At 60.6% G+C, this 24,636-nt stretch carries 16 protein-coding genes; 12 read left to right on the top strand and 4 right to left on the bottom strand.

The window, feature by feature from the left end; translation table 11 throughout:
* Window positions 1-229 precede the first annotated feature (229 nt).
* On the top strand, window positions 230-2,926 hold the full coding sequence (locus ACTQXM_RS03260) for a valine--tRNA ligase (RefSeq protein ID WP_441536939.1): 2,697 nt from the start codon (window positions 230-232) through the stop codon (window positions 2,924-2,926).
* A gap of 246 nt (window positions 2,927-3,172) precedes the next feature.
* Window positions 3,173-4,516 (top strand): bifunctional folylpolyglutamate synthase/dihydrofolate synthase, encoded by a 1,344-nt coding sequence (locus ACTQXM_RS03255; RefSeq protein ID WP_441536940.1) that lies wholly within the window; start codon window positions 3,173-3,175, stop codon window positions 4,514-4,516.
* Window positions 4,517-4,755: 239 nt separating this feature from the next.
* Here ACTQXM_RS03255 and ACTQXM_RS03250 read toward each other — a convergent pair whose 3' ends face one another.
* The 4 genes from ACTQXM_RS03250 to ACTQXM_RS03235 form a co-directional block, all read right to left on the bottom strand.
* The gene (locus ACTQXM_RS03250) at window positions 4,756-5,844 is read right to left on the bottom strand and encodes a M24 family metallopeptidase (RefSeq protein ID WP_441536941.1); all 1,089 of its coding nucleotides are present in this window, start codon (window positions 5,842-5,844) and stop codon (window positions 4,756-4,758) included.
* A 467-nt stretch (window positions 5,845-6,311) separates the two neighbouring features.
* The gene (locus ACTQXM_RS03245; protein ID WP_427728710.1) at window positions 6,312-6,710 is read right to left on the bottom strand and encodes a DUF1667 domain-containing protein; all 399 of its coding nucleotides are present in this window, start codon (window positions 6,708-6,710) and stop codon (window positions 6,312-6,314) included.
* Between the two features lie 2 nt (window positions 6,711-6,712).
* Window positions 6,713-8,134, bottom strand: coding sequence for an NAD(P)/FAD-dependent oxidoreductase (locus ACTQXM_RS03240; RefSeq protein ID WP_441536942.1), 1,422 nt, complete (start codon window positions 8,132-8,134; stop codon window positions 6,713-6,715).
* 1 nt (window position 8,135) lies between these two features.
* Complete coding sequence (locus ACTQXM_RS03235) at window positions 8,136-9,608, bottom strand: NAD(P)/FAD-dependent oxidoreductase (protein ID WP_441536943.1); 1,473 nt, start codon at window positions 9,606-9,608, stop codon at window positions 8,136-8,138.
* A gap of 797 nt (window positions 9,609-10,405) precedes the next feature.
* Here ACTQXM_RS03235 and ACTQXM_RS03230 point away from each other — a divergent pair.
* From ACTQXM_RS03230 to ACTQXM_RS03185, 10 genes are all read left to right on the top strand, one after another.
* A complete protein-coding gene (locus ACTQXM_RS03230; protein WP_441536944.1) occupies window positions 10,406-10,837 on the top strand; it encodes a double zinc ribbon domain-containing protein in 432 nt (143 codons plus the stop codon).
* Window positions 10,838-11,092: 255 nt separating this feature from the next.
* A complete protein-coding gene (gene thrS, locus ACTQXM_RS03225; protein ID WP_441536945.1) occupies window positions 11,093-12,856 on the top strand; it encodes a threonine--tRNA ligase in 1,764 nt (587 codons plus the stop codon).
* Between the two features lie 625 nt (window positions 12,857-13,481).
* A complete protein-coding gene (locus ACTQXM_RS03220) occupies window positions 13,482-15,620 on the top strand; it encodes a DUF4118 domain-containing protein (protein WP_441536946.1) in 2,139 nt (712 codons plus the stop codon).
* Entirely contained in the window at window positions 15,617-16,522 is a 906-nt protein-coding gene (locus ACTQXM_RS03215; RefSeq protein ID WP_441536947.1) for a hypothetical protein, read from the top strand. Before ACTQXM_RS03220 ends, ACTQXM_RS03215 begins: the two co-directional genes overlap by 4 nt.
* Entirely contained in the window at window positions 16,519-18,399 is a 1,881-nt protein-coding gene (locus tag ACTQXM_RS03210) for a DUF2194 domain-containing protein (protein WP_441536948.1), read from the top strand. Before ACTQXM_RS03215 ends, ACTQXM_RS03210 begins: the two co-directional genes overlap by 4 nt.
* Complete coding sequence (gene pelF / locus ACTQXM_RS03205) at window positions 18,396-19,823, top strand: GT4 family glycosyltransferase PelF (RefSeq protein ID WP_441536949.1); 1,428 nt, start codon at window positions 18,396-18,398, stop codon at window positions 19,821-19,823. The genes ACTQXM_RS03210 and pelF overlap by 4 nt, the downstream gene beginning before the upstream one ends.
* 3 nt (window positions 19,824-19,826) lie before the next feature.
* Window positions 19,827-21,371, top strand: coding sequence for an exopolysaccharide Pel transporter PelG (pelG, locus tag ACTQXM_RS03200; protein WP_441536950.1), 1,545 nt, complete (start codon window positions 19,827-19,829; stop codon window positions 21,369-21,371).
* Entirely contained in the window at window positions 21,361-23,130 is a 1,770-nt protein-coding gene (locus ACTQXM_RS03195) for a CotH kinase family protein (protein ID WP_441536951.1), read from the top strand. The genes pelG and ACTQXM_RS03195 overlap by 11 nt, the downstream gene beginning before the upstream one ends.
* The gene (locus ACTQXM_RS03190) at window positions 23,117-23,908 is read left to right on the top strand and encodes a polyphosphate polymerase domain-containing protein (RefSeq protein WP_441048824.1); all 792 of its coding nucleotides are present in this window, start codon (window positions 23,117-23,119) and stop codon (window positions 23,906-23,908) included. Before ACTQXM_RS03195 ends, ACTQXM_RS03190 begins: the two co-directional genes overlap by 14 nt.
* Before the next feature lie 3 nt (window positions 23,909-23,911).
* A complete protein-coding gene (locus ACTQXM_RS03185; RefSeq protein WP_441048823.1) occupies window positions 23,912-24,577 on the top strand; it encodes a DUF4956 domain-containing protein in 666 nt (221 codons plus the stop codon).
* The last annotated feature ends 59 nt before the right edge of the window (window positions 24,578-24,636 follow it).

The raw sequence follows: 24,636 nt of genomic DNA, 5'->3' as shown, positions 1-24,636 counted from the left end.
AAACCTGTCCCTAAATAGTAGGTTTCGCAAATGTGAATTTGAATAGCCTCCGACCACCCGCGGTCGGAGGCTATTTTATATATACGCATTAACCCCAACTACCTGTGTTATTCTGTGTGATTGTTTAAGCCTCAGCGAAGTCGTATCAGACTGAAGTAATCGATACCTAAGGGGAGGAATGCAGACCCTGGCGGGCCTACATTCCTTCCCGGTGGGACGGGAGAGATATATGGAAGAGATGCCCAAAAACTATGATCCGTCGACCAACGAGCCGGCGATCCTGCAGAAGTGGCTCGACGGCGGCTACTACAAGCGCCGCGAGGGCGTGGGCGACTGCACTGTCACCATTCCGCCTCCCAACGTGACCGGCAAGCTCCACATGGGTCACGCCACCGACGACTCCATCCAGGATGCCATCATCCGCATGGCCCGCATGCGCGGCAGGTCCACCCGCTGGGTGCTCGGTACCGACCACGCCGGCATCGCTACGCAGACCAAGGTCGACAAGAAGCTCAAGAGCGAGGGCATCAGCCGCCTGGGGATCGGCCGCGATAAGTTTGTCGACGCCTGCTGGGATTGGACCCACGAGTACGGCGGCATCATCGTCGAGCAGATCAAGCGTATGGGCTGCTCCGTCGACTTTGATAACGAGCGCTTTACCATGGACGAGGACTACGCCCAGGCCGTGCGCAAGGTGTTCTGCGACTGGTACCACGACGGCCTGATCTACCGCGGCAAGCGCATCGTCAACTGGTGCCCCAACTGCACCACCGCCATCTCGGACGACGAGGCCGAGTACAAGGACGAGAAGGGTCACCTGTGGCACCTGCGCTACCCGCTGACCGAGCCGGTCAACGGCCAGGACTACATCGTCGTCGCCACTACGCGCCCCGAGACCATGCTCGGCGACACGGGCGTGGCTGTCTCCCCGAAGGACCCCGAGAAGGCCGCCTTTGTGGGTAAGACCGTCAAGCTCCCCATCGTCGACCGTGAGATCCCCATCTTTGAGGATTGGCATGTCGACGCCAACTTTGGCTCCGGCTTTGTCAAGGTCACCCCGGCCCACGACCCCAACGATTACGCCATGGGTCAGGCCCACGACCTGCCGCAGATCAACATCTTTGACGAGCATGCGGTGGTCGTCGAGGGCTACGGCGAGTTTACCGGCATGACCCGCGAGGAGTGCCGCGAGGCCGTCATCAAGTGGTTTGAGGAGCACGACCTGCTCGATCACGTCGAGGATCACGATCACTCCGTCATGCACTGCTACCGTTGCGACTCCGCACTGGAGCCGTGGCTGTCCGAGCAGTGGTTTGTGGCCGTCGACAAGCTCAAGGGGCCGGCGCTCGATGCCGTCAACTCCGGCAAGGTGACCTTCCACCCCGCGCGTTGGACGCAGACCTATACCACCTGGATGGAGAACCTCAAGGACTGGTGCATCAGCCGCCAGCTTTGGTGGGGCCACCGTATTCCCGTGTTCTACTGCGAGGACTGCGGCTGGGAGGATGCCCTTACCGAGGACACCGACGTGTGCCCTAAGTGCGGCGGTCATCACGTGCATCAGGACGAGAACGTGCTGGACACCTGGTTCAGCTCGCAGCTGTGGACTTTCGCCACGCAGGGCTGGCCCCAAAAGCCGGAGCTGCTCGAGGGACATCACCCCACGACGGCACTCGTCACCGCGCGCGACATCATCGCGCTGTGGGTCGCCCGCATGGTCATGAGCTCGCTGTACTTCCTGGACGAGGTGCCGTTTAAGGACGTCGTCATCTACCCGACGATTCTTGCCAAGGACGGCAGCCGCATGTCCAAGTCCAAGGGCAACGGCGTTGACCCCATGGACCTCATCGGTATGTACGGCGCCGACGCCATGCGCTTCAACCTGCTGACGCTCTGCACCAACAACCAGGACGTCAAGTTTGACGCGAACATCGATAAGAAGACCAAGAAGCTTATCGACAGCCCGCGTACCGAGCAGGCCAAGTCGTTTGTGACCAAGATCTGGAACGCCAGCCGCTTCCTGCTTATGAACATGGAGGGCTACACGCCCGGCGAGCCTGTCGTAGAGACGCCGGCCGACGCCTGGATGTTCAGTCGTCTGGCCAAGGCCGTCAAGATGGTTACCGAGGGCATCGAGAACTACACCTTTGGCGACATGGCCCGCGGTGTTCAGCAGTTCTTCTGGAACGAGGTCTGCGACTGGTACGTCGAAGTCACCAAGGCGCGCCTGAAGGGCGAGGGCCGTCTGCAGGCGCAGCGAAACCTGATCTTTGTGCTCGATACCTCTATTCGCCTGATGCACCCGCTCATGCCGTTTGTCACCGAGGAGATCTGGGACAACATGCCGGCGAGCGTGCTCGACCTGGACGCCGAGGGCAACGTGGACCGCGCCGAGGCGCTCATGATCGCCAAGTGGCCCGAGCCTGCCGACTATGTCAAGTATGTCGACGAGGACGCCGAGCGCGCGTTTGAGCTGTGTCGCACCGTCGTTTCTGCCGCCCGTGCCACGCGTTCGCGTTATCGCTTGAGCCCCAAGGCCGAGCTCGACGTGGTCGTGCGTGCCGGTGCCGAGGACATCGAGAAGCTCGAGAGCCTGCGCTCGACCATCGAGCCGCTGGCCAATACCGCCTCGCTGGTCATGGGTACCGATGTTGAGAAGCCGGCCGCGAGCATCGCCGTGGTCGACAGCGGCGTCGAGGTCTTTGTGGTGCTCGAGGGCAAGGTCGATCTTTCGGCCGAGAAGGCACGTCTGGAGAAGGAGATTGCCGCGGCCCAGAAGGAGCTCGCCGGCTGCGAGAAGACGCTCGCCAACGAGGGCTTTGTGGCCAAGGCCGCGCCCGCGGTGGTCCAGAAGAAGAGGGACCGTGCAGCTGAGCTCAAGGAGATCCTGGAGGCGCTGACTGCTCAGGTTGCTGACTTCTCGTAGGGCTTACTGAGGGGCGCGTCCCGACGCTTTGCTCTCCGCTGCGGACACCTATTCCGCCGTTCTAACGAACGGCGGCTGACTCGACGCTGCAAACGCCTCTGATGGCCAATCTGCCGTTCAACTTCGGGCGCATGGGCATAAGCCCTATGCGCCCTTGTTTCACGGCACCTTGGCTCATCAGAGGCGTTTTCGCTGACTATCCTCAACCTATACTGTTTTATTTTTCTATGAATGGCGGTTCTGAAAATGCCTAAGCGTTCTGGCTTGTATACCGTTCCTTTTGAGTTTGATTTGCTTTCGTTTGGTGAGGCTGTGGGGCTTGCTGCCGATACGGGGCGGATTTCTGGGGATGCTGGTCCTCTGCTCGAGACGGTTGTCGATATGCTCGATGAGCTGGGGCGGCCGGACGAGTACTTTGATTGCATTCAGGTTGCCGGTACCAATGGCAAGACTTCGACGACGCGTTTTTCGGCTGCTATCCTTCGCGGCGAGGGGCTCAAGACTGCGCTTTATACGTCGCCGCAGCTTGTTCGCTATCCCGAGCGCATGGAGGTCGATGGGCACGTCGTGAGCGATGAGGCGTTTGCCCGTGGCGTTTCTGCTGCTGTTGAGGCGGGGCATCGAGTGAATGCGCGCCGCGTGGTGGCGGGGGAGCGTGCCTATACCATCACGCCGTTTGACCTGCTGACGGCCGCCGCGCTTGTGGTGTTTGCCGAGGCTCGCGTGGATGTCGCCGTGCTCGAGGTCGGCATGGGCGGTCGCTGGGACGCCACGAGCGCGACCGATCCCGTTGCCGTTGCCATCACGGGCATCGGACTCGATCACACGCGCATTCTGGGCGATACGCTCGAGGCCATTGCGGGGGAGAAGGCCGCCGTCATTAAGCCCGGACGCCTGGTTGTGCTGGGCGAGGGCACGCATGAGCCGAGCGTTCAGCGCGTTATGGACAACCGTTGTCGCGAGTGTGGTGTGGTGCCGCTGGTGGTGAGCCACGCCACGACCAAGGTGCCGGCGAATGTGGGCGATACGGTTGAGTTTAGCTGTACCACAACGCGTACGATTTATACGTCGAGCATGGTTAAGCCGGCGTATCAGCCGCAGAATGCCGCGTGCGCGATTATGCTCTGCGAGGGGTATCTGGGTCGCGAGCTCGACCACGAGGCGCTTGATGCTTCGCTTATGGGCTGCCCCACGCCGGGCCGTTTTGATGTGCTGGGAACCGACCCGCTCAAGCTGATCGACGCCTGCCATAACCCCCAGAGCTGCGAGAACTTTGTGAGCGCCTTGGACGAGATCGATCCGTGCGTAGAGAGCCGCCCCACGTTGCTGTGCGCCGCGCTGGCAGACAAGGACGTGGCGGGTATCGTCGACGTGCTGATCCCGGCCTTCCCGCGCGTGGTCGTCACACAGACCGATTCCGATCGCGCCCTGCCGGCGGAGGAGCTTGCTGCCCTGGTGGATTCCGATAAGCTCGCAGGCGTGTACCCCAGCGTGTCCGAGGCCCTCGCAGCCTTTGAGGCCGCAGGCGAGCCCTTCATAGCGGCAGGCACCATCACCCTGGCCGGCGAAGTTGCCGGTCTGCTACGCTAGATCCCTTCCGCAGGGTAGCTAGTTTGCCTGCTCGCCACGAAATGGGCCTATCTACTACGTTTGACCGGCTACCCTCAACCATGCCGAGAATCGCAAAATCAAAACCGCAGGTAGAAGGCTTGTAAATTTTCAAAAAATACCCGCATGGTCGCCCCATGCGGGTTAAACGTAGTAGATAGGCCCATTTCGTGGCGGCATTCATGTGATGCGGCAAAGGGGCTGTCCCTTTGCCGCATTGCCTAGTCTAGGCGGACCGGATCGTGGGGGTAGGCGTTGAGGATCTCGACGCCGCTCTCGGTGACCAGGGCAAGGTCCTCGATGCGGACGCCGGTGCGGCCGGGGAGGTAGATGCCCGGCTCGATGGAAAACGTCATGCCCGGCTCCACGACTTGCTCGTTGACGAGCGAGACGTCACCCAGCTCGTGGTCTTGCAGGCCGATCGAGTGTCCCAGACGGTGCGTAAAGTACTTGCCATAACCCGCGTCCTCAATCACGTCGCGCGCGGCACGGTCCAGGTCGCACATGCGCACGCCCGGGGCGATGAACGCCTCGGCGGCCTCGTTGGCGCGGCGCACGATGTCGTAGATGCGTGCCGTCTCCTCGTCCGGCTCGCCCCAAAAGAACGTGCGCGTCATGTCCGAGCAATAGTTGCGGCGACGCCCGCCAATGTCGAACAGCACCACGTCGCCACGCTTGAGTACCGTATCGTCTGGCTCGTGGTGCGGGTCGCCGGCGTTGGCGCCAAAGCTCACGATGGGCGGAAAGCTAAAGCCCTCGCAATCGTGCTTGCGATACAGGCCAAGCATCTGGTCGGCGATCTCGCGCTCTGTCACGCCTTCGTGGACGAGCTCGATCGCGTCGGCCATCACGGCGTCGTTAGCGGCCGAGGACACGCGCATAAGCTCCTGCTCGGCGGCGTCTTTGTAGGTTCGCGCGGCGGTCACGGCAAAATCGCCTAGGAAGAATTCGCTCGCGGCATGGCGCTCCATGAGGGGCATCAAGAAGCCGGAGCGCATGACGGTGTCGATGCCGAGCGGTTTGGTCGGATCAACCTCGCGAGCGATGGCGTCGGCCACGACGTCGGTATCGGTGTGGTACGCGACGCGGGCATTGTCATACTCGGGCAGCTGATGCAGCGCGTTGACCAAGATCACGGGCTCGCTACCGCGTGCGAGCAGTACGCCGCAAAAACGCTCGAACATATCGGCATAAAAGCCGGTCAGGTAATAAATCGACCACGGGTCGTTTACGAGCAGCTGCGCGCCGGGGTGCTGAGCCTCGAGCGCATCGAGCACGCGTGCCACGTGCTGGTCATCGACATGTGCCATACATCGTCCTTTCGTTAGGTTGCCACCATGGTATCCCCAATGCCAGGGTAGTCAATTTGGGACGGGGCTATTTTAGCTGCGTCAAACATGCGAGCTGATAGGTAAAAGTAGTCAATATGGTCCCGTCCCAAATGGGCTGGTTTCAAAACTATGGCGGATTACGGGGCTGGACCTGTATTACTTGACCATGGGAAAAATCGCGAAATTAAAACCGCAGGTAGAAGGCTTATCAAAAATCGAAAATTGCCGGTATGGGTGGGGGTCTCCGAATCAGCCCCGTAATCCGGCATAGTTTTGAAATGGCACTAAAGTAGGCACAAGCTAAATACCGATCCCAAGGCAAGTTGCGGTGGAATAGTTCCTTGATGCCGGGGTTTTGGCGGAAATCGGGAATTATTTCACCGCAATTGAGGAGGGGCGGGGTGGATGACGGGGTAGCTAAAAGAGCACCGTCCCAAACGAGCTGCTTAGGCCGGGTCGATGTCCATGCTGGCGATGAGGTCGGTACCGGTGTCTAGGAGGTTGGGGAGGACTACATCGCCCATGCGGATGGGGGCTTTGACCACTAGGCCGCGGATGAGGTCCATGGTCTGGGCATGGAGTTCGAGCGGGATGGCTTCGGCCGTGCGGACGGGCAGCAGCGCCTCGTCGCCGCCTGATACCGCCACGGTGGTAGTGAGGACGCGCATGGGGCAGGTGAGCTCCTGATGTGCGAACTTATCGCCGCGTGGGCAGCTGTTGCCGGTCACGGCGCGCACCGTCGCCACGCGGTCGTCGGCCCCGCGCTCCACTTCCACCGTAAGGAGGCACTCGGATGGGCAGGTGGTGCAGTTGAACTGTAGCGTCTCGATCGCATTTGTGCTCATGGCTATGCCTCCTCGACGGGCTCGACGGAAAGGATAATCTCGCTGGCACCCAGGTCGAGCGCTCGCTGTATCACCTTTGCCGGCAGCGTGAAGCTTTCCATAACACTCGGTTTAAACGCGCGGACCTTGCCCGTAAGCAGTTCCTCGTCGCCCGCCAGAATGCGCACGCGGGCGGCATCGACCGGCCGGCGCACGCGGAAGTTGAGCCTGGTGAGTGCCACGGCCGTAATGCGTCCCGGCAGCGCGTAGCCGGCGATGCCGGCAGGGGAGACCGTGAGCTGGCAGCCAGCGCCCGTTTCGACATCCGCGCCGGTCCCCAGCGCGTACGCCGCTGCAGCCGCACCGGCACGCTCGGACTCGGCCGTCACGTTATCGGCCAGGTCGTGCACGTGCAGCACGTTGCCGCAGGCAAAGATGCCTGGCACGCCCGTCTGCAGGATCTGGTCCACCACGGCGCCGCGCGTGCGCGGGTCAAGCTCAACACCCGCGCCTACCGAAAGCTCGTTCTCGGGAATCAAACCTACCGAAAGCAGCAGTGTGTCGCACGAAACGATGTGCTCGGTCCCCGGAATGGGCGCCAGATTTTCGTCGACCTGGCTCACCTCGACGGCCTCCACGCGGTCATGCCCAATCACGCGCGTGACGGTGGTGGACAGGTGCAGCGGAATGCCAAAATCGTCCAGGCAGTTCTTCACATTGCGGCGCAGGCCGTTGGCGTATGGCATAAGCTCGTACACGCCCTCGACCGAAATCCCCTCGAGCGTGCAGCGACGCGCCATGATGAGCCCAATGTCGCCCGAGCCTAAAATGACGGCGCGCGAGCCGGGCTTGAGGTTGTCGATGTTGATGTATCGTTGCGCCAGGCCGGCGGTAAACACGCCGGCGGGGCGGCTGCCGGGAATCTTGATCTCGCTGCGCGTGCGCTCGCGACACCCCATGGCAAGGACGACGGCGCGCCCGGTGAGCTGCAACATGCCGGCGGGGCTCATGAGCGTGACGGTGTGTGCCGAGGCTTCGCTCGCCGCGCCACTTGCGCCCGTGCCTGCGACTTTGTCCTCGCTTGAGTCGATCCCAATCACCATACTGTCCAGGAACAGTGCGATATCGGTTTCGCGCACCTGGTCGATAAAGCGCTGTGCGTACTCGGGACCGGTCAGTTCCTGCTTAAAGTGTGAGAGGCCAAAGCCCGGGTGGATGCACTGGCGCAGGATGCCGCCCAGGTGCTGTTCGCGCTCCACGATGGCCACGCGCGCTCCGGCCTTGTGTGCGGCAAGTGAGGCCGCCATGCCGGCAGGTCCGCCGCCGATAACGACTACGTCGAACGCCTGCGTCTGCACGGCGCCGGCAGCAATTGATGCCCTGTCGGCATCTGCGCAAGTGCACTCGACGCCCGATACCGCACCCATATCGATACTCGTCGCCATCCTAGCGCACCCCCTTCAAAGGTCCCTCAACGAGCCACGAGCCAGTGTCCTCCAGCAGCACCTCGCTGGGATCGCAGCCCAGCTCGCGGGCCAGAATCCGCACCACGCGGCTCTGGCAAAAGCCGCTCTGGCACCGACCCATGCCGGCGCGGCAACGGCGTTTGACGCCCTCGACCGAGACCGCACCCGGGCGGCGTCGAATCGCGGCCACGATCTCGGCCTCGGGCACCGTCTCGCAGCGGCAGACAATCTGCCCCCACGCGGGGTCGGACTCGATCAGCTCTTCCTTGCGCGCAAGCGGCGCACGGTCGAAGTCGTCCGGCGCACGGCGAATCGGATCCCAATCGGCCCGCTCGCGCAAAGCAACACCCGTCTCGCGCAGCACTTGCTCCATTCGCTCGGCAATGGCCGGAGCGCTCGCTACGCCCGGCGACTGAATGCCCGCGGCCTGGAACAGCCCCGGCACCACGGCGGACTGTCCAATAAAAAAGTCGTTCGTTCCCTTAATGACCGGACGCCCGCCGGCAAACGTTCGCACCACGCGGCGCGTATCCAGATCGGGCACCAGCTTGCGCGCGCCGCTCAACAGCGCGTTTACGTCGCCCGCATAGGTCTGCGTGTCGCCCGCCTCGCGCACAGCGGCCGTCGCGGTGATCACCGTGTTGCCGTGGACGGTGCCCGTAACGATGACGCCCTTGGAAACCGGCGTGGGAACGGGGTAGAGCGGCATGAGTGCGCGCGGCTCCTTGTCCAGCACCACAATGTTGCCCTGGCGCCAGACCATCTGGAACTCCTCGGCGCCCGCCATATGCGAGATGTCTGCGGCGCCGTTGCCCGCCGCGTTAATCAAATAGCGGCAGCGCACATCACCGGCCGGTGTCACCAGCGTAAAACGAGCGGTCCCGTCACCGCTCTTGTCGCCAGCGCCGGGAGCTACCTCGATCGTCTCCACCGGTGCGGAGCGCACAAACGTCACGCCGTTGGCTACGGCGTTTTCCATCGCGGCGATGGCGACCTCAAACGGATCGACATAGCCGGTCGAGGGACACCACAGCGCGTACGTGGCCTGGGCGCTGGCGCGCGGCTCCAGCTCGTGGATGTGCTCGGCCCCGATGATCGCCAACTCGGGTACGCCGTTTGCCAGCCCGTTGCTTTGCAGCTGCTCCAGCTGCGCGCGGTCTTGGTCGCTAAATCCCAGCACCATGGACCCGGTGCGGCAAAACAAAAAGCCCAGCTCCTGGGCCCACGTGCCATATAGCTCGCAGCCGCGGGCGTTGACCTGGGCCTTAACCGTGCCCGGCGCCGGATCGTAGCCGGCGTGCACCAGGCCGCCGTTGGCCTTCGACGCGCCCAGGGCAATGTCGTTGGCCGCCTCGACCACGCAGATGGACAGGTCATAGCGTGCGAGCTGCCGCGCGATGGCGCATCCGGTGATGCCCGCGCCCACAATCGCGATATCAAACGTTTCTGTCACAGTGCCTCCAAGACGAGTTGACAGGCTGTCAATAAGGCTATCCTACGGTGTGCGCATCCCCCGCGCAGCGGCAATGCGGCGAACAGCCCCGCTGCATCCGCCAACGGCAGGCGAGGGGAGACTCAGGTCAATCGGTGACCTCGTCTGGCACCCCTGTTGTCAAAGGTTTGTCTCGTTCTGTAACGGTAAGCAGAAGAGTTGGGTTCCAGATGTTACAGATCGAGACGTTTGCCAGGCGGGCCCTCTGTTTGTCTTGATTTGTAACAGTAAGAGTAGAAAATCGGTCCTATGTGTTACAGATTGAGATTTAAAGTCAGGGAGAGGTCATCTGTCTCGATCGGTAACATCTCGGGACCGTTTTGGGGTCTAGATGTTACAGATTTAGATGAACCCATCAGTCGGTTTCGAATGTCTAAATCTGTAACAGTTAGACCTGTTTTTGCCGAGTTGATGTTACAGATTGAGATATTGAGATTGGACATTTTCCTTTGTCTTGATCTGTAACAGATAAAAGGGTTTCTGGCCCCTAGTTGTTACAGATTGAGATATTTAACGGGGGGCTCACCGTTCATCTTGATCTGTAACAGTAGGGACTGATTTTGGAGTCAAGATGTTACAGATTGAGATTTAAGTCTGGGAGAGAACGGTTTGTCTAATTATGTAACATCTGGACCTGGATTCCGCTCTCACCTGTTACAGATTGAGATGTTTCTATCCGCCCATGCCTGCGACCTGCCAAATCGTTAACCCCCGTGTTACACTAACTCGAGTTGTAACTACCCCGAAAGGTACCCGTAATGTCCAAGTACATCTCCGAGCTCATGTCGCCGCAGCTTATGGGCGTCATCTATGCCTTTGTTGGCTTTATCATCGCCCTGTACGTGCTGTCGGTCGTCTATGTGTTTATTGACGCCCGCCGCCGCGGCGCTAGCGCTTACGTGGCATGGGGCATCATTGCCCTCGTCCCGTTTGTAGGCCTTATTGCCTACCTGGTCCTGCGTCCGCACTCCTATGCGGCCGACCGCGAGGAGCAGGAGCTGGACATGGCCCTGCGCGAGCGCCAGCTTGCCCAGTACGGCACCTGCCCGCAGTGCGGTGCGCCCATCGAGAAGGACTTTGTGGTCTGCCCGGTGTGCGACACCCAGGTTCGCAACGTGTGCCCCAGCTGCCATCGCCCGCTCGACGCGCACTGGAAGGTCTGCCCCTACTGCCGAACTCGCATCCAGTAGCGCATCCATCGCCGGGCCGGCCGCAAGCCACGGGCCCCGCGCGCCGCGCGCAAGCCGCACGCAGCCCCGCCCCCACGCGATGAAGCATGCGTAGAAATTCGCCCGCCGTGCCATTAAGGTGCGGCGGGCGCTTGTATACCTAGGTAACCTGCCTATAATGATGCAAGTCAAAACGCACGCGCCGGCAAGCGCAATGCACACTGCACGGCGCCAAGCAGCACTTGCACAAGGCATCCGAGAGGAGAAAACATACCCATGAAGGCACTCTACAATGACGGTTCGGTGGCCGAGCTCCCGCAGGACGAGGTCACGCACGTCATCCGCCACTCCGCCGCGCATATCATGGCGCAGGCCATCAAGCGCCTGTACCCCCAGGCCGATTTTGCCTACGGCCCCGCGACCGACAACGGCTTTTACTACGACGTCGACCTGCCCGAGGGCGTCAAGATCAGCGAGGACGATTTCCCCGCGATCGAGGCCGAGATGAAAAAGATCGTCAAGGAGAACCTCAAGTTCTCCGTGTACGAGAAGTCCCGTGCCGAGGCCATCGCCCTTATGGAAGAGCGCGGCGAGAAGTACAAGGTCGAGCACATCGGCGATCTGGACGACGACGCCCGCATCACCTTCTACCAGCAGGGCGACTACATCGACATGTGCGTCGGCCCTCACATCTGCTACACCAAGGCCCTCAAGGCCTTTAAGCTCACCGGTGTCTCGGGCGCCTACTGGAAGGGCGACAAGGACAACAAGATGCTCACCCGCATCAACGGCGTCGCCTTTGCCACCAAGGAAGAGCTCGACGAGCATATGCACATGCTGGAGGAGGCCAAGAAGCGCGACCACCGCAAGATCGGCCGCGAGATGGACCTCTTTATGATGCGCGACGAGGCCCCCGGCTTCCCGTTCTTCCTGCCCAACGGCATGATCCTTAAGAACACGCTGCTGGACTACTGGCGCGAGATCCACCACAAGGCCGGCTACGTGGAGATCTCCACGCCGCTCATCATGAACAAGCAGCTGTGGAAGACCTCGGGCCATTGGGACCACTACAAGGACAACATGTACTCCACCGTCATCGACGACGAAGAGTACTGCATTAAGCCCATGAACTGCCCGGGCGGCGTACTGGTGTACGCCTCCAAGCCGCACTCTTACCGCGAGCTGCCCATCCGCGCCGGCGAGATTGGCCTGGTGCACCGCCACGAGCTGCGCGGCGCCCTGCACGGCCTGTTCCGCGTGCGCTGCTTTAACCAGGACGACGCCCACCTGTTTGTGCGTCCCGACCAGCTGACCGACGAGATCGTGGGCGTGGTCAACCTCATCGACTCTGTGTACCAGAAGTTTGGCTTTAAGTATCACGTTGAGCTTTCCACCCGCCCCGATGACTCCATGGGTTCTGACGAGGACTGGGCTCGCGCCGAAGAGGGCCTTCGCACCACTCTGGAGAAGCTGGGCATGGACTACGAGGTCAACGAGGGCGACGGCGCCTTCTACGGCCCCAAGATTGACTTCCACCTGGAGGACTCGCTCGGCCGTACCTGGCAGTGCGGTACCGTCCAGCTCGACTTCCAGATGCCGCTCAACTTTGATCTGGAGTACGTGGACGCCGACGGCACCAAGAAGCGCCCCATCATGCTGCACCGCGTGTGCTTTGGCTCCATCGAGCGCTTTATTGGCATTCTGATCGAGCACTTTGCGGGCAAGTTCCCCACCTGGCTGGCTCCCGTGCAGGTCAAGGCGCTTCCGGTCTCCGAGAAGAGCCGCGACTATGCCCACGAGGTGTGCGCCAAGCTGGAGGAGGCCGGCATTCGCGTGGTCTGCGACGACCGCGACGAGAAGATCGGCTACAAGATCCGCGAGGCCCGCAGCATCGACCGCGTGCCCTATATGCTCATCCTGGGCGAGAAGGAGGTCGAGGCCGGCAACATCTCCGTCCGCGATCGCTCCAACGAGACCGTTCAGATGAGCGTTGACGAGTTTGTTGCGAAGGTGCTCGAGGAGATCAAGACCCGCGCCTAGCACAATCAATACAAGAATTAACAAAGGCGATCGTCCTCGCGGGCGGTCGCCTTTTTTGTTGTGCAAAAAGGTACAGGCTTTTGAAGTGGGGTATGGAGATGTGCCCGCTCGCGCCGCAATTTGCGCAAGCTGGGAAAACGATCTGAATTTACCCGTATAACGAGCTTCGTCGAAAGATACGAAAACCTGTACTTTTGCGACTGCGCGTAGCTGCGAGCGAGAAGCCTGTTCTTAACGCCCCTGCATCCGTGTGTGTCGCGGACGCAAGTTAAGGGGGCAAGGGATGGAACAGACAATGCGGCGCCAAGGGTGTTCGCGAGTCAGAGGTGGCTAAGGTGCTCGCCCTTCTTGATTACTATGGCACTTCGCTTGGTATTGCTGGACGTAGCAGCAACCGCGCACGCAAGCTCATGCTGGAGGGCGGGCTCGTCGTTCGGGAGATTTAGGTCAATTTGCTCTAAAGGTTGTTTCCGAGTGGTCTCTTATCGTGCCTTTGCCTTTGGGTGCTTGGTTTTCATCCTCTGAAGATGTTCTTAAAACTGCCTTAAAGGCGTCCCGGCTCGCGTTGACGGCGTACAATACGCATGTTTGACTATGGCAAATATGGAATTAAGGGGGATGCGCCATGGAGGTGCTGGTTGTTGGCAACACCGCATATGTTGACGATGACTTTTGTGCCAAGGCGTTCCCCGGGGACCATGTTAAGGTCGTCGCTGCCGCGGAAGCGCGCCGCGATGAATCGTCGCCTCATGCCTCGTGGAATGAGCTCCTCCAGCACTTGGAGCAGGCCTACGAGTTCGACCGCGTGGTCTACCTATCCAATTACCTTACCCCGCATACCGATATCGTGGGCGATATCGAGCTGCTGCGCTCGGTCTTTCGTGCGTGCGCGGGTCGCCGGGTCCAGCTGCTGTATGTAGCGGGGCCCGTGGGTGCCGCGGGTGCCGCCGATACCATGGGGCGAACGGGCAAGGGCATTATCGCGCGCGCAGCCAACGACCTGTGCCGCTACTACGCTGCTCGCGAGGGCGTTCAAACCAAGATCCTGCGCGTGCCGTTCCTGTATACCGCGTCTGCCGCGCTGGATGATCCGTTTTTGGTGCCGCTGTTCGACGCGTGCTCAACCGGATCGGTCGCTTTGCAGGGCGCGGAGGGCGCGCCGTTTCCGCTGCTGTGTGCCGAGGAGCTCGCGGTGCTGGTGCATCGCATCTTTGACAGCTGGGACGCCTCCTTTGAGACGCTCGATGTTGCCGATACCTTCCATCACACGTCAGGTGAGGTGGGCGAGGCCCTCAAGGCGCTGTTCCCAGGGCTCTCAGTTGCCTATGGCGATTCTGCCGGCTATGCCCTGCCCGTCAGCGATATCGTTCGCGTTCGCTATGGCTGGTTTCAGCGCTACGACCCGTTTCGTGATCTTTCGACCATTCATGCTCGCTGGGATGCTGGTCGCGCAGGGAAGATCAACCCCTTGCGCGCTGCCATCGACCGCATCCAGATGCACACGCTGCCTATTAAATGCCTGGAGACGGGCGTTGCCTGGGTCCTGTTCGAGGTGCTGGAGTATTTGTTCTCGCAATCTGCCCAGCTCAACGTGCTCGATTATCGCCTGCTCTACGTCGTGCTCATCGGCACGCTGTATGGCCTGGACTTTGGTCTGGCTGCGGCGCTGCTGGCATCGGTTGGGTTGGCTGTGAGCTACTTTACCCAGTATGGCTATACCTTCCAGGGCCTCTTTTACGAGCCGTCCAACTGGCTGCCGTTTATCGCGTACTTTGTGGTGGGTGCCGTATGCGGCTACGTGCAGCTGCGCAACAACGAGGCCATTAAGGTGGAGCGCGACCAAAACGAGCTCGTGCGTAATCGCAATACGTTCCTCACGCAGCTCTATCACGATGCTATCGAGGACAAGCGCACCTACAAGCGCCAGATTGTGGGGCGTCACGATAGCTTTGGCAAGATCTTTGCCGTGACGCAAGAGCTCGACGTGCTCAACCCGCGCGACATCTACCGCAAGTGCTGTGAGCTCATGGGTGAGATTCTCGAAAACAATTCGGTGACGATCTACCACGTTTCGGGCGGGGCGTTTGCACGTCTGGTGGCGGCGAGTCCCGTGATTGCCGAAGACGCCACGCGCTCGCTCACGCTTGAGCAACTTGCACCCCTTTTGGGCGGCGGGGGTCGTTCGAACCTGTGGGTCAATCGCGAGCTGACGCCGGGGCTTCCCATGTTTGGATATACGATTGAGCGCGACGGGGCGCCCGCCGTGTTGATCTTTGTGCGTCGTGCGGCCGAGAACCAAATGACGCTCTATTACCAAAACCTGTTCCGCATCTTGTGCGGCCTGGTCGAAAGCGCGCTGGGCCGTGCCTTTGACTATGAGGCGGTGGCGCAGGATAAACGCTGCGTCGATGGCACGTGCGTGCTCAAACAGGCGGCCTTTGGACAAGAGCTCGCGGCCGAGCAGGCGCTGTCGGATGGCAAGATGGGCAGCTTTTTGCTCCTGCGCGTGGTGCCGGGCATGGAGCCTGTCGGCGAGCTGGTGGGCGCAATTGGGTCGGCAATCCGCGAGAGCGATGCAGCGGGCCTGGTCGACGGTGACGTGCTTTACCTGCTTATGCGCCAGGCAAAGGCGTGCGACCTCCCCATTATCCGCGAGCGCCTGAGCGCGAAGCGGATTGCGGTGGAGCCCGTCGACGGCGAGGACATCGTGGCGCTTCTGCAGCACATCGCTGACACCGGTGACGGTGAGGGGGATGTCGCTTGATCTCGCTTGTCGTTGCTGCCGTCTTGCTGCTGATTCATGCGCTGGTTTGTCTGGTGTTGTGGACGCTTATGAAGTTGGGCCTGCTGCCGGTGCGCGGGCATATGCTGGCCGTGATGGTGCTCGTGCCGTTGTGGGGACCGCTGCTGGTGGTGCTGCTTATCACGCGTAGCGCCGTGTTTGGCGCGGACCTTAAGGACGCCACGCTAGAGTCGCTGCGCATTAACGACGAGCTGCATCGCAGCATCTTGGTGCACGACCGTGAAGCCGATGCGGGCGTGATCCCGCTCGAGGAGGCGCTCATCGTCAACGACCCGGCAGACCGGCGCCGCCTCATGCTCTCCATGCTTACCGAGGAGCCCGATGCGTACCTGGCGCAGCTGCAGGCGGCTAAGCTGAACGACGACGTTGAAGTGGCGCACTATGCCGCGACGGCGGTGGCGCAGATCTCCAAGGAGTCCGACCTTAAACTGCAGCAGCTGGAGCGTGCCTTTAAGACCGACCCGACTGCGCAAAACCTCAACGAATACTGCGATTTTCTTGGTGAGTATTTAGACTCGGGTTTGGCTGAGGGGCGCGTGGCTCAGATTCAGCGCCAACAGTACGCACGTCTGCTTGCGCGCCGCTGCGAGCGCGAGGACACCTTTGAGCTGCGTATTCGGTATGCGACGGCGCTGGCCGATGTCGGACAGATCGACGAGGCGCAGGCCGTGACCGACCAGCTCGTGCTCGACGCGCCCGAGGAGCAGGAGGTTTGGATGCTTTGCCTGCGCCTGGCCGTGATGCGCCGCGACGGTGACGAGGTCCACCGCGTGATCGATGCGATCGACAAACAGCATGTGTACTTGAGCGCCGCCAACCGCGAGGAGCTGGCTTTTTGGCGCGGCGGGGAGGAGGCCCGATGAGCGTGGTGCAGCGTATCCGCGACCGTGCGGGCCATTTTCGCTGGATGGGACTGCTCGTGGTGTGGGCGGTCTTTATTGCCATGGCCGCCGTGCTGCTGGTGGAGCGTACCGGCGTGCAGTACAGTGCGGGCCAGCATAAGCTGGGGATGCTTGCCGCCAACGATGCGGTGCCGGCCTCCTCGGCAATATTTGGTCAAAAGCCCACGTGCCTGATCATTACCGATTCCGACCAAGCGGACGTCGAGGACGTAAAGGAGCAGTTCGACCAGATTCTGCTCGACATGAAGATTGCGCACCGCGACGTGGACCTTGCCCTGGACGGCGCGGATGCCATTCCCTCGCTGACGTCCTTCGATCGCGTGATTTTGCTCATGCCGTCGCTCGATGGGCTCGGTACGCACCTGAGCGACATTATGAGTTGGGTGAGTGCCGGCGGTTCGCTTATGCTCGCCATGACGCCGGATAACTCGAGCTACCTGCAGGTGATTGCCCCCAAGCTTGGCATTGATTCGGCCGGATACGACTATGTAAAAGCCGAAAGCATTGTGCCGAGCGAGGACTTTATGCTGGGCGGGGGAGATCGCTACGAGCTCTCGGACCCCTTTGATTCGTCGCTTTCGGTTTCGCTGCGCGAGACGGCGCGTGTGTGGGCTAAGACCGGCGATGCGGGCTTGCCGCTCATTTGGTCCAATGACTGCGGTAGCGGACGCACCGTGGTGTGCAATATCGGTGTCTACGACAAGGTCATGCGCGGGTTTTACGCCGCGGCGATCAGCTTGCTCGGCGATGTCACGGCCTACCCGGTCATCAACAGCGCCGTCTTCTATCTGGACGACTTTCCCAGCCCCGTGCCCTCGGGCGACGGCACCTACATCAAGCGCGACTACGGGCTTTCCATCGCCGACTTTTATGCCAAGGTCTGGTGGCCCGATCTGCAAAAGCTCGCGCAAAAATACGGCATTCGCTATACCGGTGTGATGATCGAAAACTACGAGGACGCGGTCAATCGGACCGAGCCCGCGCGCCAGGCCGATACCACGCAGTTTCGCTACTTTGGCGGCATGCTGCTGCAGATGGGCGGAGAGCTGGGCTTTCACGGCTACAACCATCAGCCGCTGGCGCTCTGGGACACCGACTATGGCACGCTGTACGACTACAAGACGTGGAAGAACAAGGAGACGCTTGTTGCATCGCTCAACGAGCTTATCGCCTTTCAGGACGAGGTGCTACCCAACGCGCACGGTTCGGTCTACGTGCCGCCGTCAAATATCCTTTCGGCCCGCGCTCGCAAGATTATTGGCGAGGACGTGCCGCGCATTAAGACCATCGCCAGTACGTATTTTGAGGATGGCACCGACCTGCCGTACGTGCAGGAGTTTAGCGTGGCGAGCGATGGCATCGTGGAGCAGCCGCGTATTGTCTCGGGCGGCATGGTCGACGATTCCTATATGCGCCTGGCTGCCGTGTCCGAGCTCAACATGCACTATGTGAGTACGCACTTTATGCACCCGGACGACTTGCTCGATCCCGATCGCGGCGCCAGGCAAGGCTGGGAGATCTATAGGGGCGGCCTGACCGACTACCTGGACTGGCTTACCAAGTCTGCGCCCGACCTGCGTCGCCAGACCGGCTCGGAATGCTCGGGCGCCATCCAGCGCTTTTCGTCCGTGACGGTGAGCGTGGATACAGATGCGGATGCCTGGACGCTTAACCTGGGCAATTTTCACGACGAGGCGTGGCTCATGTTCCGCGCCAATAACGGCGAGCCGGGTGCAGTCACGGGTGGCGAGATTAAGCATCTGACGGGCGACCTGTACCTGGTCAAAGCTACGGACAAGACGGTGACCATTGCGCGCAAGGAGGGTAGCGACAAATGAGAATCTGCTTGGTACTCGAAGGTTGCTACCCCTATGTGCACGGTGGCGTGTCCACCTGGATGCATGGCTATATACAGGCCATGCCCGAGCACGAGTTTGTGCTGTGGGTGATTGGCGCGCAAGCGGCCGACCGCGGCAAGTTTGTCTACGAGCTGCCCAAAAACGTTGTCGAGGTACACGAGGTGTTTCTGGACGACGCCCTGCGCCTTTCGGGCGAGCAGGAAGAGGCGGACTTTAACGACCGCGAGCGCGAGGCGCTGCGCCGCCTGGTGTCGCTTTCTAATCCGGATTGGGACATGCTGTTCGATATCTTCCAGCGTCGTCGCGTGCATCCGCTCTCGTTTTTGCAGAGCCGAACGTTTATGGATATCTTTCGCGACGTGTGCCTGGCCGAGTACCCCTACACGCCTTTTGCCGACGCATTCCATACCATGCGCTCCATGCTGCTGCCCGTGCTCTACCTGCTGGGCAGCGAGGTGCCGGTGGCCGATGTGTACCACGCCATCTCGACCGGCTACGGCGGCCTGCTCGCCTGCTTGGGTTCAAGCGTTCACCATGCGCCGGTGCTGCTCACCGAGCACGGCATCTACACGCGCGAGCGCGAGGAGGAGATCATTCGCGCCGACTGGGTGGTGCCGTCGTTTAAGGACCGCTGGATTCGCTTTTTCTACCTGCTTTCGGAGGAGATCTACCGTCGCGCTTTTCGCGTGACGAGCCTGTTTCACAATGCCCGCAAGACGCAGATCGATATGGGCTGCGATGCGGATAAATGCCTGGTCATTCCCAATGGCATTCAGTTCGACCGCTTTAAGGACATTCCCTTAAAGCCCGATGACGGCTGGGTTGACATTGGCGCGGTGGTGCGCCTGGCGCCCATCAAGGACGTCAAGACCATGATCTATGCCTTCTTTGAGCTGCACGAGCGCGTCCCTAAGGTGCGCCTGCATATCATGGGCGGCGTGGACGACGAGGAGTACGGCGCCGAGTGCCACGCGCTGGTTGATACCCTGGGCGTGCGCGACCTGATCTTTACCGGCCGCGTCAACGTGGTCGAGTACATGGAAAAGCTGGACTTTACCATTTTGACGAGCATCTCCGAGGGCCAGCCGCTCAGCGTGCTGGAGTCGCTTGCCGCGCGTCGTCCCTGCGTGACGACCGAGGTGGGCTGCTGCCGTGAGCTGCTCGAAGGCGCCCCGGGCGACGACTTTGGCGTGGCGGGATTTGTGACGCCGCCTATGTATCGCAAGGGCTTGGCCGATGCCATGGAGCGCATGTGCGCAAGCCGTGCCCGTCGCATTGAGATGGGGGAGCGCGGCCAGCGTCGCGTTGCCACGTACTTTTTGCACGAGCAGATGCTCGCCAACTATCGCGCGCTGTACGACGAGACGGCGCGTGCGTATGATTTGCCCAGAGAGGGGGAGTAGCCGGTGGCCGGAATCGGTTTTGAGCTTAAACGCCTGTTTAGGCGCAAGGGTCTGTTTGCCACGATGCGCGCCTATGGCTACGCCGGCATTGTGTGCACGGGCCCCATGCTGCTGGGCGTGCTGCTCCAGGTGGGCATCTTGGTGCTGTGCGGTCTGTGGGATGTGGGCCGCGCCAACCAGGATCTGCTGGTGTGCATGGTGACCTATACGCTGCTGGCGTCGCTCACGCTTACAAGCTTTTTCTCCATGCCCGTCACGCGCTTTTTGGCGGACATGCTCTTTGCCGAGCGCGAAGAAGAGGTCTTGCCCTCGTTTTGGGGTTCCAACGCCATCATGCTGGTTACGGGCACGGCGCTCTACGGCGTCTTTTTGCTGTTTTCGGGCGCCACGCTGCTTCAGGGGTTGCTGTGCCTGTGGCTGTTCAACATTATGATCGTCAACTGGAACGGCATGAACTACCTCACGGCCATCAAGGACTACCGTGGCATTCTGTGCAGCTTTGTGGCTGCCATTGGCGTGGCGTGCCTGTGCGCCCTGGCTGCGCTGGCGCTGGGGCTGCCGCCGGTCGAGGGCCTACTGGCGTCAATCGCCCTGGGCTACGGCGTCATGCTCGCCTGGGACGTGGTGCTGCTGTACCGGTATTTTCCACAGAGCGACCGCAGCCCCTGGCTCTTTTTGCGCTGGCTCGATCAGTTTATGCCGCTGGCGCTCACGGGCCTGTTTACCAACCTGGGGCTCTTTGCGCACCTGGTAATTATTTCGGCCGGTCCCATTGGCGTGCAAGTCAAGGGCTTGTTTTATGGCGCGCCCTACCACGATGTACCGGCGCTCATCGCGTTTTTGACGATCCTGGTGACGACCGTCAACTTTGTGGTCTCGGTCGAGGTCAACTTCTATCCGCGCTACCGCGACTACTACAGCCTGTTCAACGACGGCGGCGTAGTGGGTGATATTGTGGTGGCCGAGGAGGAGATGCTCTCCACGCTCAACAGCGAACTGCGCTTTTGCGCGCTCAAGCAGCTGTTTGTGACGGCGGCGGTCATTTCGCTCGAGACCACGGTACTCTCGGCCCTGCCGCTGGGCTTTAACAGTCTTATGCACGGGTATTTTCGCACGCTATGTGTGGGCTATGGCCTGTATGCCGTGGGCAATACGGTGATGCTCATCTTGCTGTACTTTACCGACTACAAAGGGGCCGTGCTGGCCTCGGGCCTGTTTGCCGGTGTGGCGGGGCTGGCGACTGCCGTGTCGCTGCTCTTGCCGCAGCAGTTTTACGGCTTTGGCTTTTTGTTGGGTGCGGCGGTGTTTTTTATCGTGGCGCTGCTGCGACTCGACACCTATACTGCCAACTTGCCGTATCGTATCCTGAGCCAGCAGCCCATGGTGGCGACCGACAAAGAAGGCTGGTTTACCGAGTTGGGCCGCATGCTCGAGCATGTTGAGGGGCGCTATGAGGAACAGCGCATGGAGCGGGAGCCGCATGGCGCGTTTGAACGCACGGTGGTCCGTGTGTATCGCAACCATTGGGGAGGTTCTGATGACCGATAGGATGATGTCTCGCCGTCGCCTGTTTGAGGCGGCTGCCGGTGCGCTGCTGCTTTCGGGCTGCTCGTCTCAGGACGAATCCTCGACCAAAAAGGTCAAAAAGCAGGGCAAGATTAACAAGGCCGAGGCCTCGAATGAGGTCAAGCACCTGCGCGACAAGGACGAGCTCTACGAGGTCTACGACGACTCGGGCATTGTGACCATGTACCTGACGGTCTCGCGCGGCAACAGCTCCGAGAACACCGACCACAGCTGGGCCGAGATCAATACGTACTCGGTGTACGACTATGCCGACATGGGCGCGGCGCGCTATCAGGTTATGGGCCTTTTGCAGGCGGGCGACGAAGACGGCCCAGTTGCCGGCGAGGTTGGCTATGGCGAGGAAGCGCCCAATGCTACCGTGCAAGTGCGCGGTCAGACGTCGAGCCGTTATGCTCAGAAAAATTACAAGGTGGAGCTCAAAAAGGGCAAGGGTACCTGGCGCCAGCAGCGCGCGATTGCGCTTAACAAGCACATGGGCGAGGGCTTGCGCTTCCGTAACAAGATGGCCTACGATCTGATCCGTGGCATTCCCCAGATGATGGGCCTGCGCACGCAGTTTGTGCACCTGTGGGTGTGCGACCAGACCGAAAAGTCCAACGACACCTTTGAGGACTACGGCCTGTTTACACAGGTCGAGCAGCTCAACAAGACGGCGCTTAAGGCACATGGCCTAGATAAGAATGGACACCTGTACAAGTTGAACTTCTTTGAGTTCCGTCGCTATGAGGACATCATTAAGCTTGCCGACGATCCCGATTACAACCAGGCGGCTTTTGAGAGCATGCTCGAGATTAAGGGCGACTCGGACCACACCAAGCTCATCGAGATGCTCGATGCGCTCAACGATGACACTCAAAAGATCGAGGACGTGCTTGCGACCTACTTTGATACCGAGAATCTGGTCTATTGGCTGGCGTTTCAGATCCTGACGGGCAACTGCGATACGCAGAGCCGTAACTGCTATCTGTACAGCCCGCTCAACTCAAATACCTGGTACTTTTTGGCTTGGGATAACGACAGCATGCTGCGTAAGCTTGAGCTGAGCCTGAAGGGGTTCTCGGACTTTGTGAACTGGGAGCGCGGCGTGAGCAACTACTGGGGCAACGTGCTGTTTAACCGCGCGTTGCGCAGTAAGTCGTTCCGCAGCGAACTCGACCGTGCCGTCAAGGACTTGCGCTCGTATTTGACCGAGGAACGTCTGGCCAGGATGATCAAGCACTACCGTGAGGTTACCGAATCCCTGGTCTTTGCCTCGCCCGATATCGACAATCTGCCTGTCACCAAGGACCAATACGAGCAGATCGCCGCGGCGATTCCCTCCGAGATCGAGGAGAACTACAAGAGCTATTGCGAAAGCTATAAAAAGCCCATGCCGTTCTACATTGGCGTGCCGCAGATTGAAAACGGCAAGTTGCGTGTGAACTGGGATGCCGCGTACGACTTTGAGGCGCGCGATATTCGCTATACCGTGGAGCTTGCGCGCGACTACGCCATCAATGACGTGCTTTTTAAGGCCGAAGACGTGCTGCTGCCTGAGGTGACGTGCGAAGCGCCCGATACCGGTCAGTATTTTGTACGCGTGCGTGCCACCAACTCCGACGGCTATACGCAAGATGCGTTTGACTGCTATGTGACCGACGATGGCAAGCAGTACGGCATGAAGTGCTTTTACGTGCAAGACGGCGGTAAGGTCGTGGAGGACACGTATGAGGAGGGCTAGCGCGTTGCTTGAGCGCCTGGCGGCCCCGCCTGCGCGTGCCACGCAGGAGCGTTATCGCCACGAGCTCAAATATCTCATTAACGAGGGCGAGCACTCCGCGCTTGCCTGTCGCATGGCGCCGGTTTTTAAACTGGACAAGCATGCGCGCTCGGGTGGTTACACCATTCGCAGCCTGTACTTTGACGACTACTGCAACTCGGCCTACGAGGAAAAAGACGCCGGTATTCTCATGCGCAAAAAGTATCGCGTGCGCATCTATAACGGCAGCGACAGGGTGATTAAGCTCGAGCGCAAAAAGAAGTACGGCAGTTGGATCTACAAGGAGGACGCGCCGCTCACGCGCGGCGAGTTTGAGCAGATCCTGGCTGGCGACTACGGCTTTTTGCTGAGGAGCCCGCACCAACTCTGCCGCGAGTTCTACATCGAGTGTATCTGCAACATGATGCGCCCGCGGACCATCGTGGACTACGAGCGCGAGCCGTGGGTGATGGATGAGGGCACCGTGCGCATTACGTTTGACATGAACGTGCGTGCCGCGGTGGGTAGCTTTGACATCTTTGACGCGACCTTGCCCGCGCTGCCCGTGCTGGAGCCCGGCAAGCTGGTGATGGAGGTCAAGTTTACCGAGTTTTGTCCGCAGCTGGTGCGCGATATGGTGCCGCCGGGCGCGGCCGAGCTTACGGCGGTTTCCAAGTACTGCCTGTGTTACGAAAAGACCGCCTACCTGCGCGGTTTTAACTACTGGGAATCGGATTTTGAGAACCGAGGGGATATTTAGACCATGAGCACCAGGGACTTTTTTAAGAACTCCGTCTTGGAGGCGTTTGGTCAGGTCGACCCTGCCAAGATCGGCCTGTCACTGCTCGTGGCGCTCGCCATGGGCATCCTGATCTATTACGTGTACAAGCGCTTTTTTACCGGCGTGGTGTATTCGCGTAGCTTTGCCGTGACGCTCGTGGGCATGTGCGTGCTCACCTGCATGGTCACGCTCGCGATCTCGACAAACGTGGTCATCTCGCTCGGTATGGTCGGTGCTCTGTCCATCGTCCGCTACCGTACGGCGGTCAAGGACCCGCTCGACCTGCTGTATCTGTTTTGGTCCATTACCACGGGCATTACGGCGGGAGCCGGCATGTATGCACTCGTGGGGCTCACGGCAGCAGTGATCGTGCTGATGATCGCCGGCTTTGCGAGCCGCCAGGACAAGTCGCGCGTGTACATGATGGTCATTCACTACACGGACCAGACCACTGGCGACGATATCGTGCGCGCGTTTGGGCGCACCAAGTTCACCGTTAAGTCCAAGACTATGCGCGGCGACAAGGTGGAGATGGCCGTCGAGGTGTTCTCTGACGGTGTGGATATGCCCTATGCCGACGCCATCCGTGCCCTCGATGGCGTGGAGGACCTAACGCTCATCCAATACAACGGCGAATACCACGGCTAGAACCCTAGCGAGTAGATTGGGGAAACATCCGCATCGTGGGCTTTTGTTTTGAAGGGACG

Origin of the sequence: Collinsella sp. LCP19S3_D3, from assembly GCF_052121455.1 — a bacterium.
In the GTDB taxonomy this organism is placed as follows: Bacteria; Actinomycetota; Coriobacteriia; order Coriobacteriales; family Coriobacteriaceae; genus Collinsella.
This window is presented reverse-complemented; position numbering and strand designations above follow the sequence as displayed.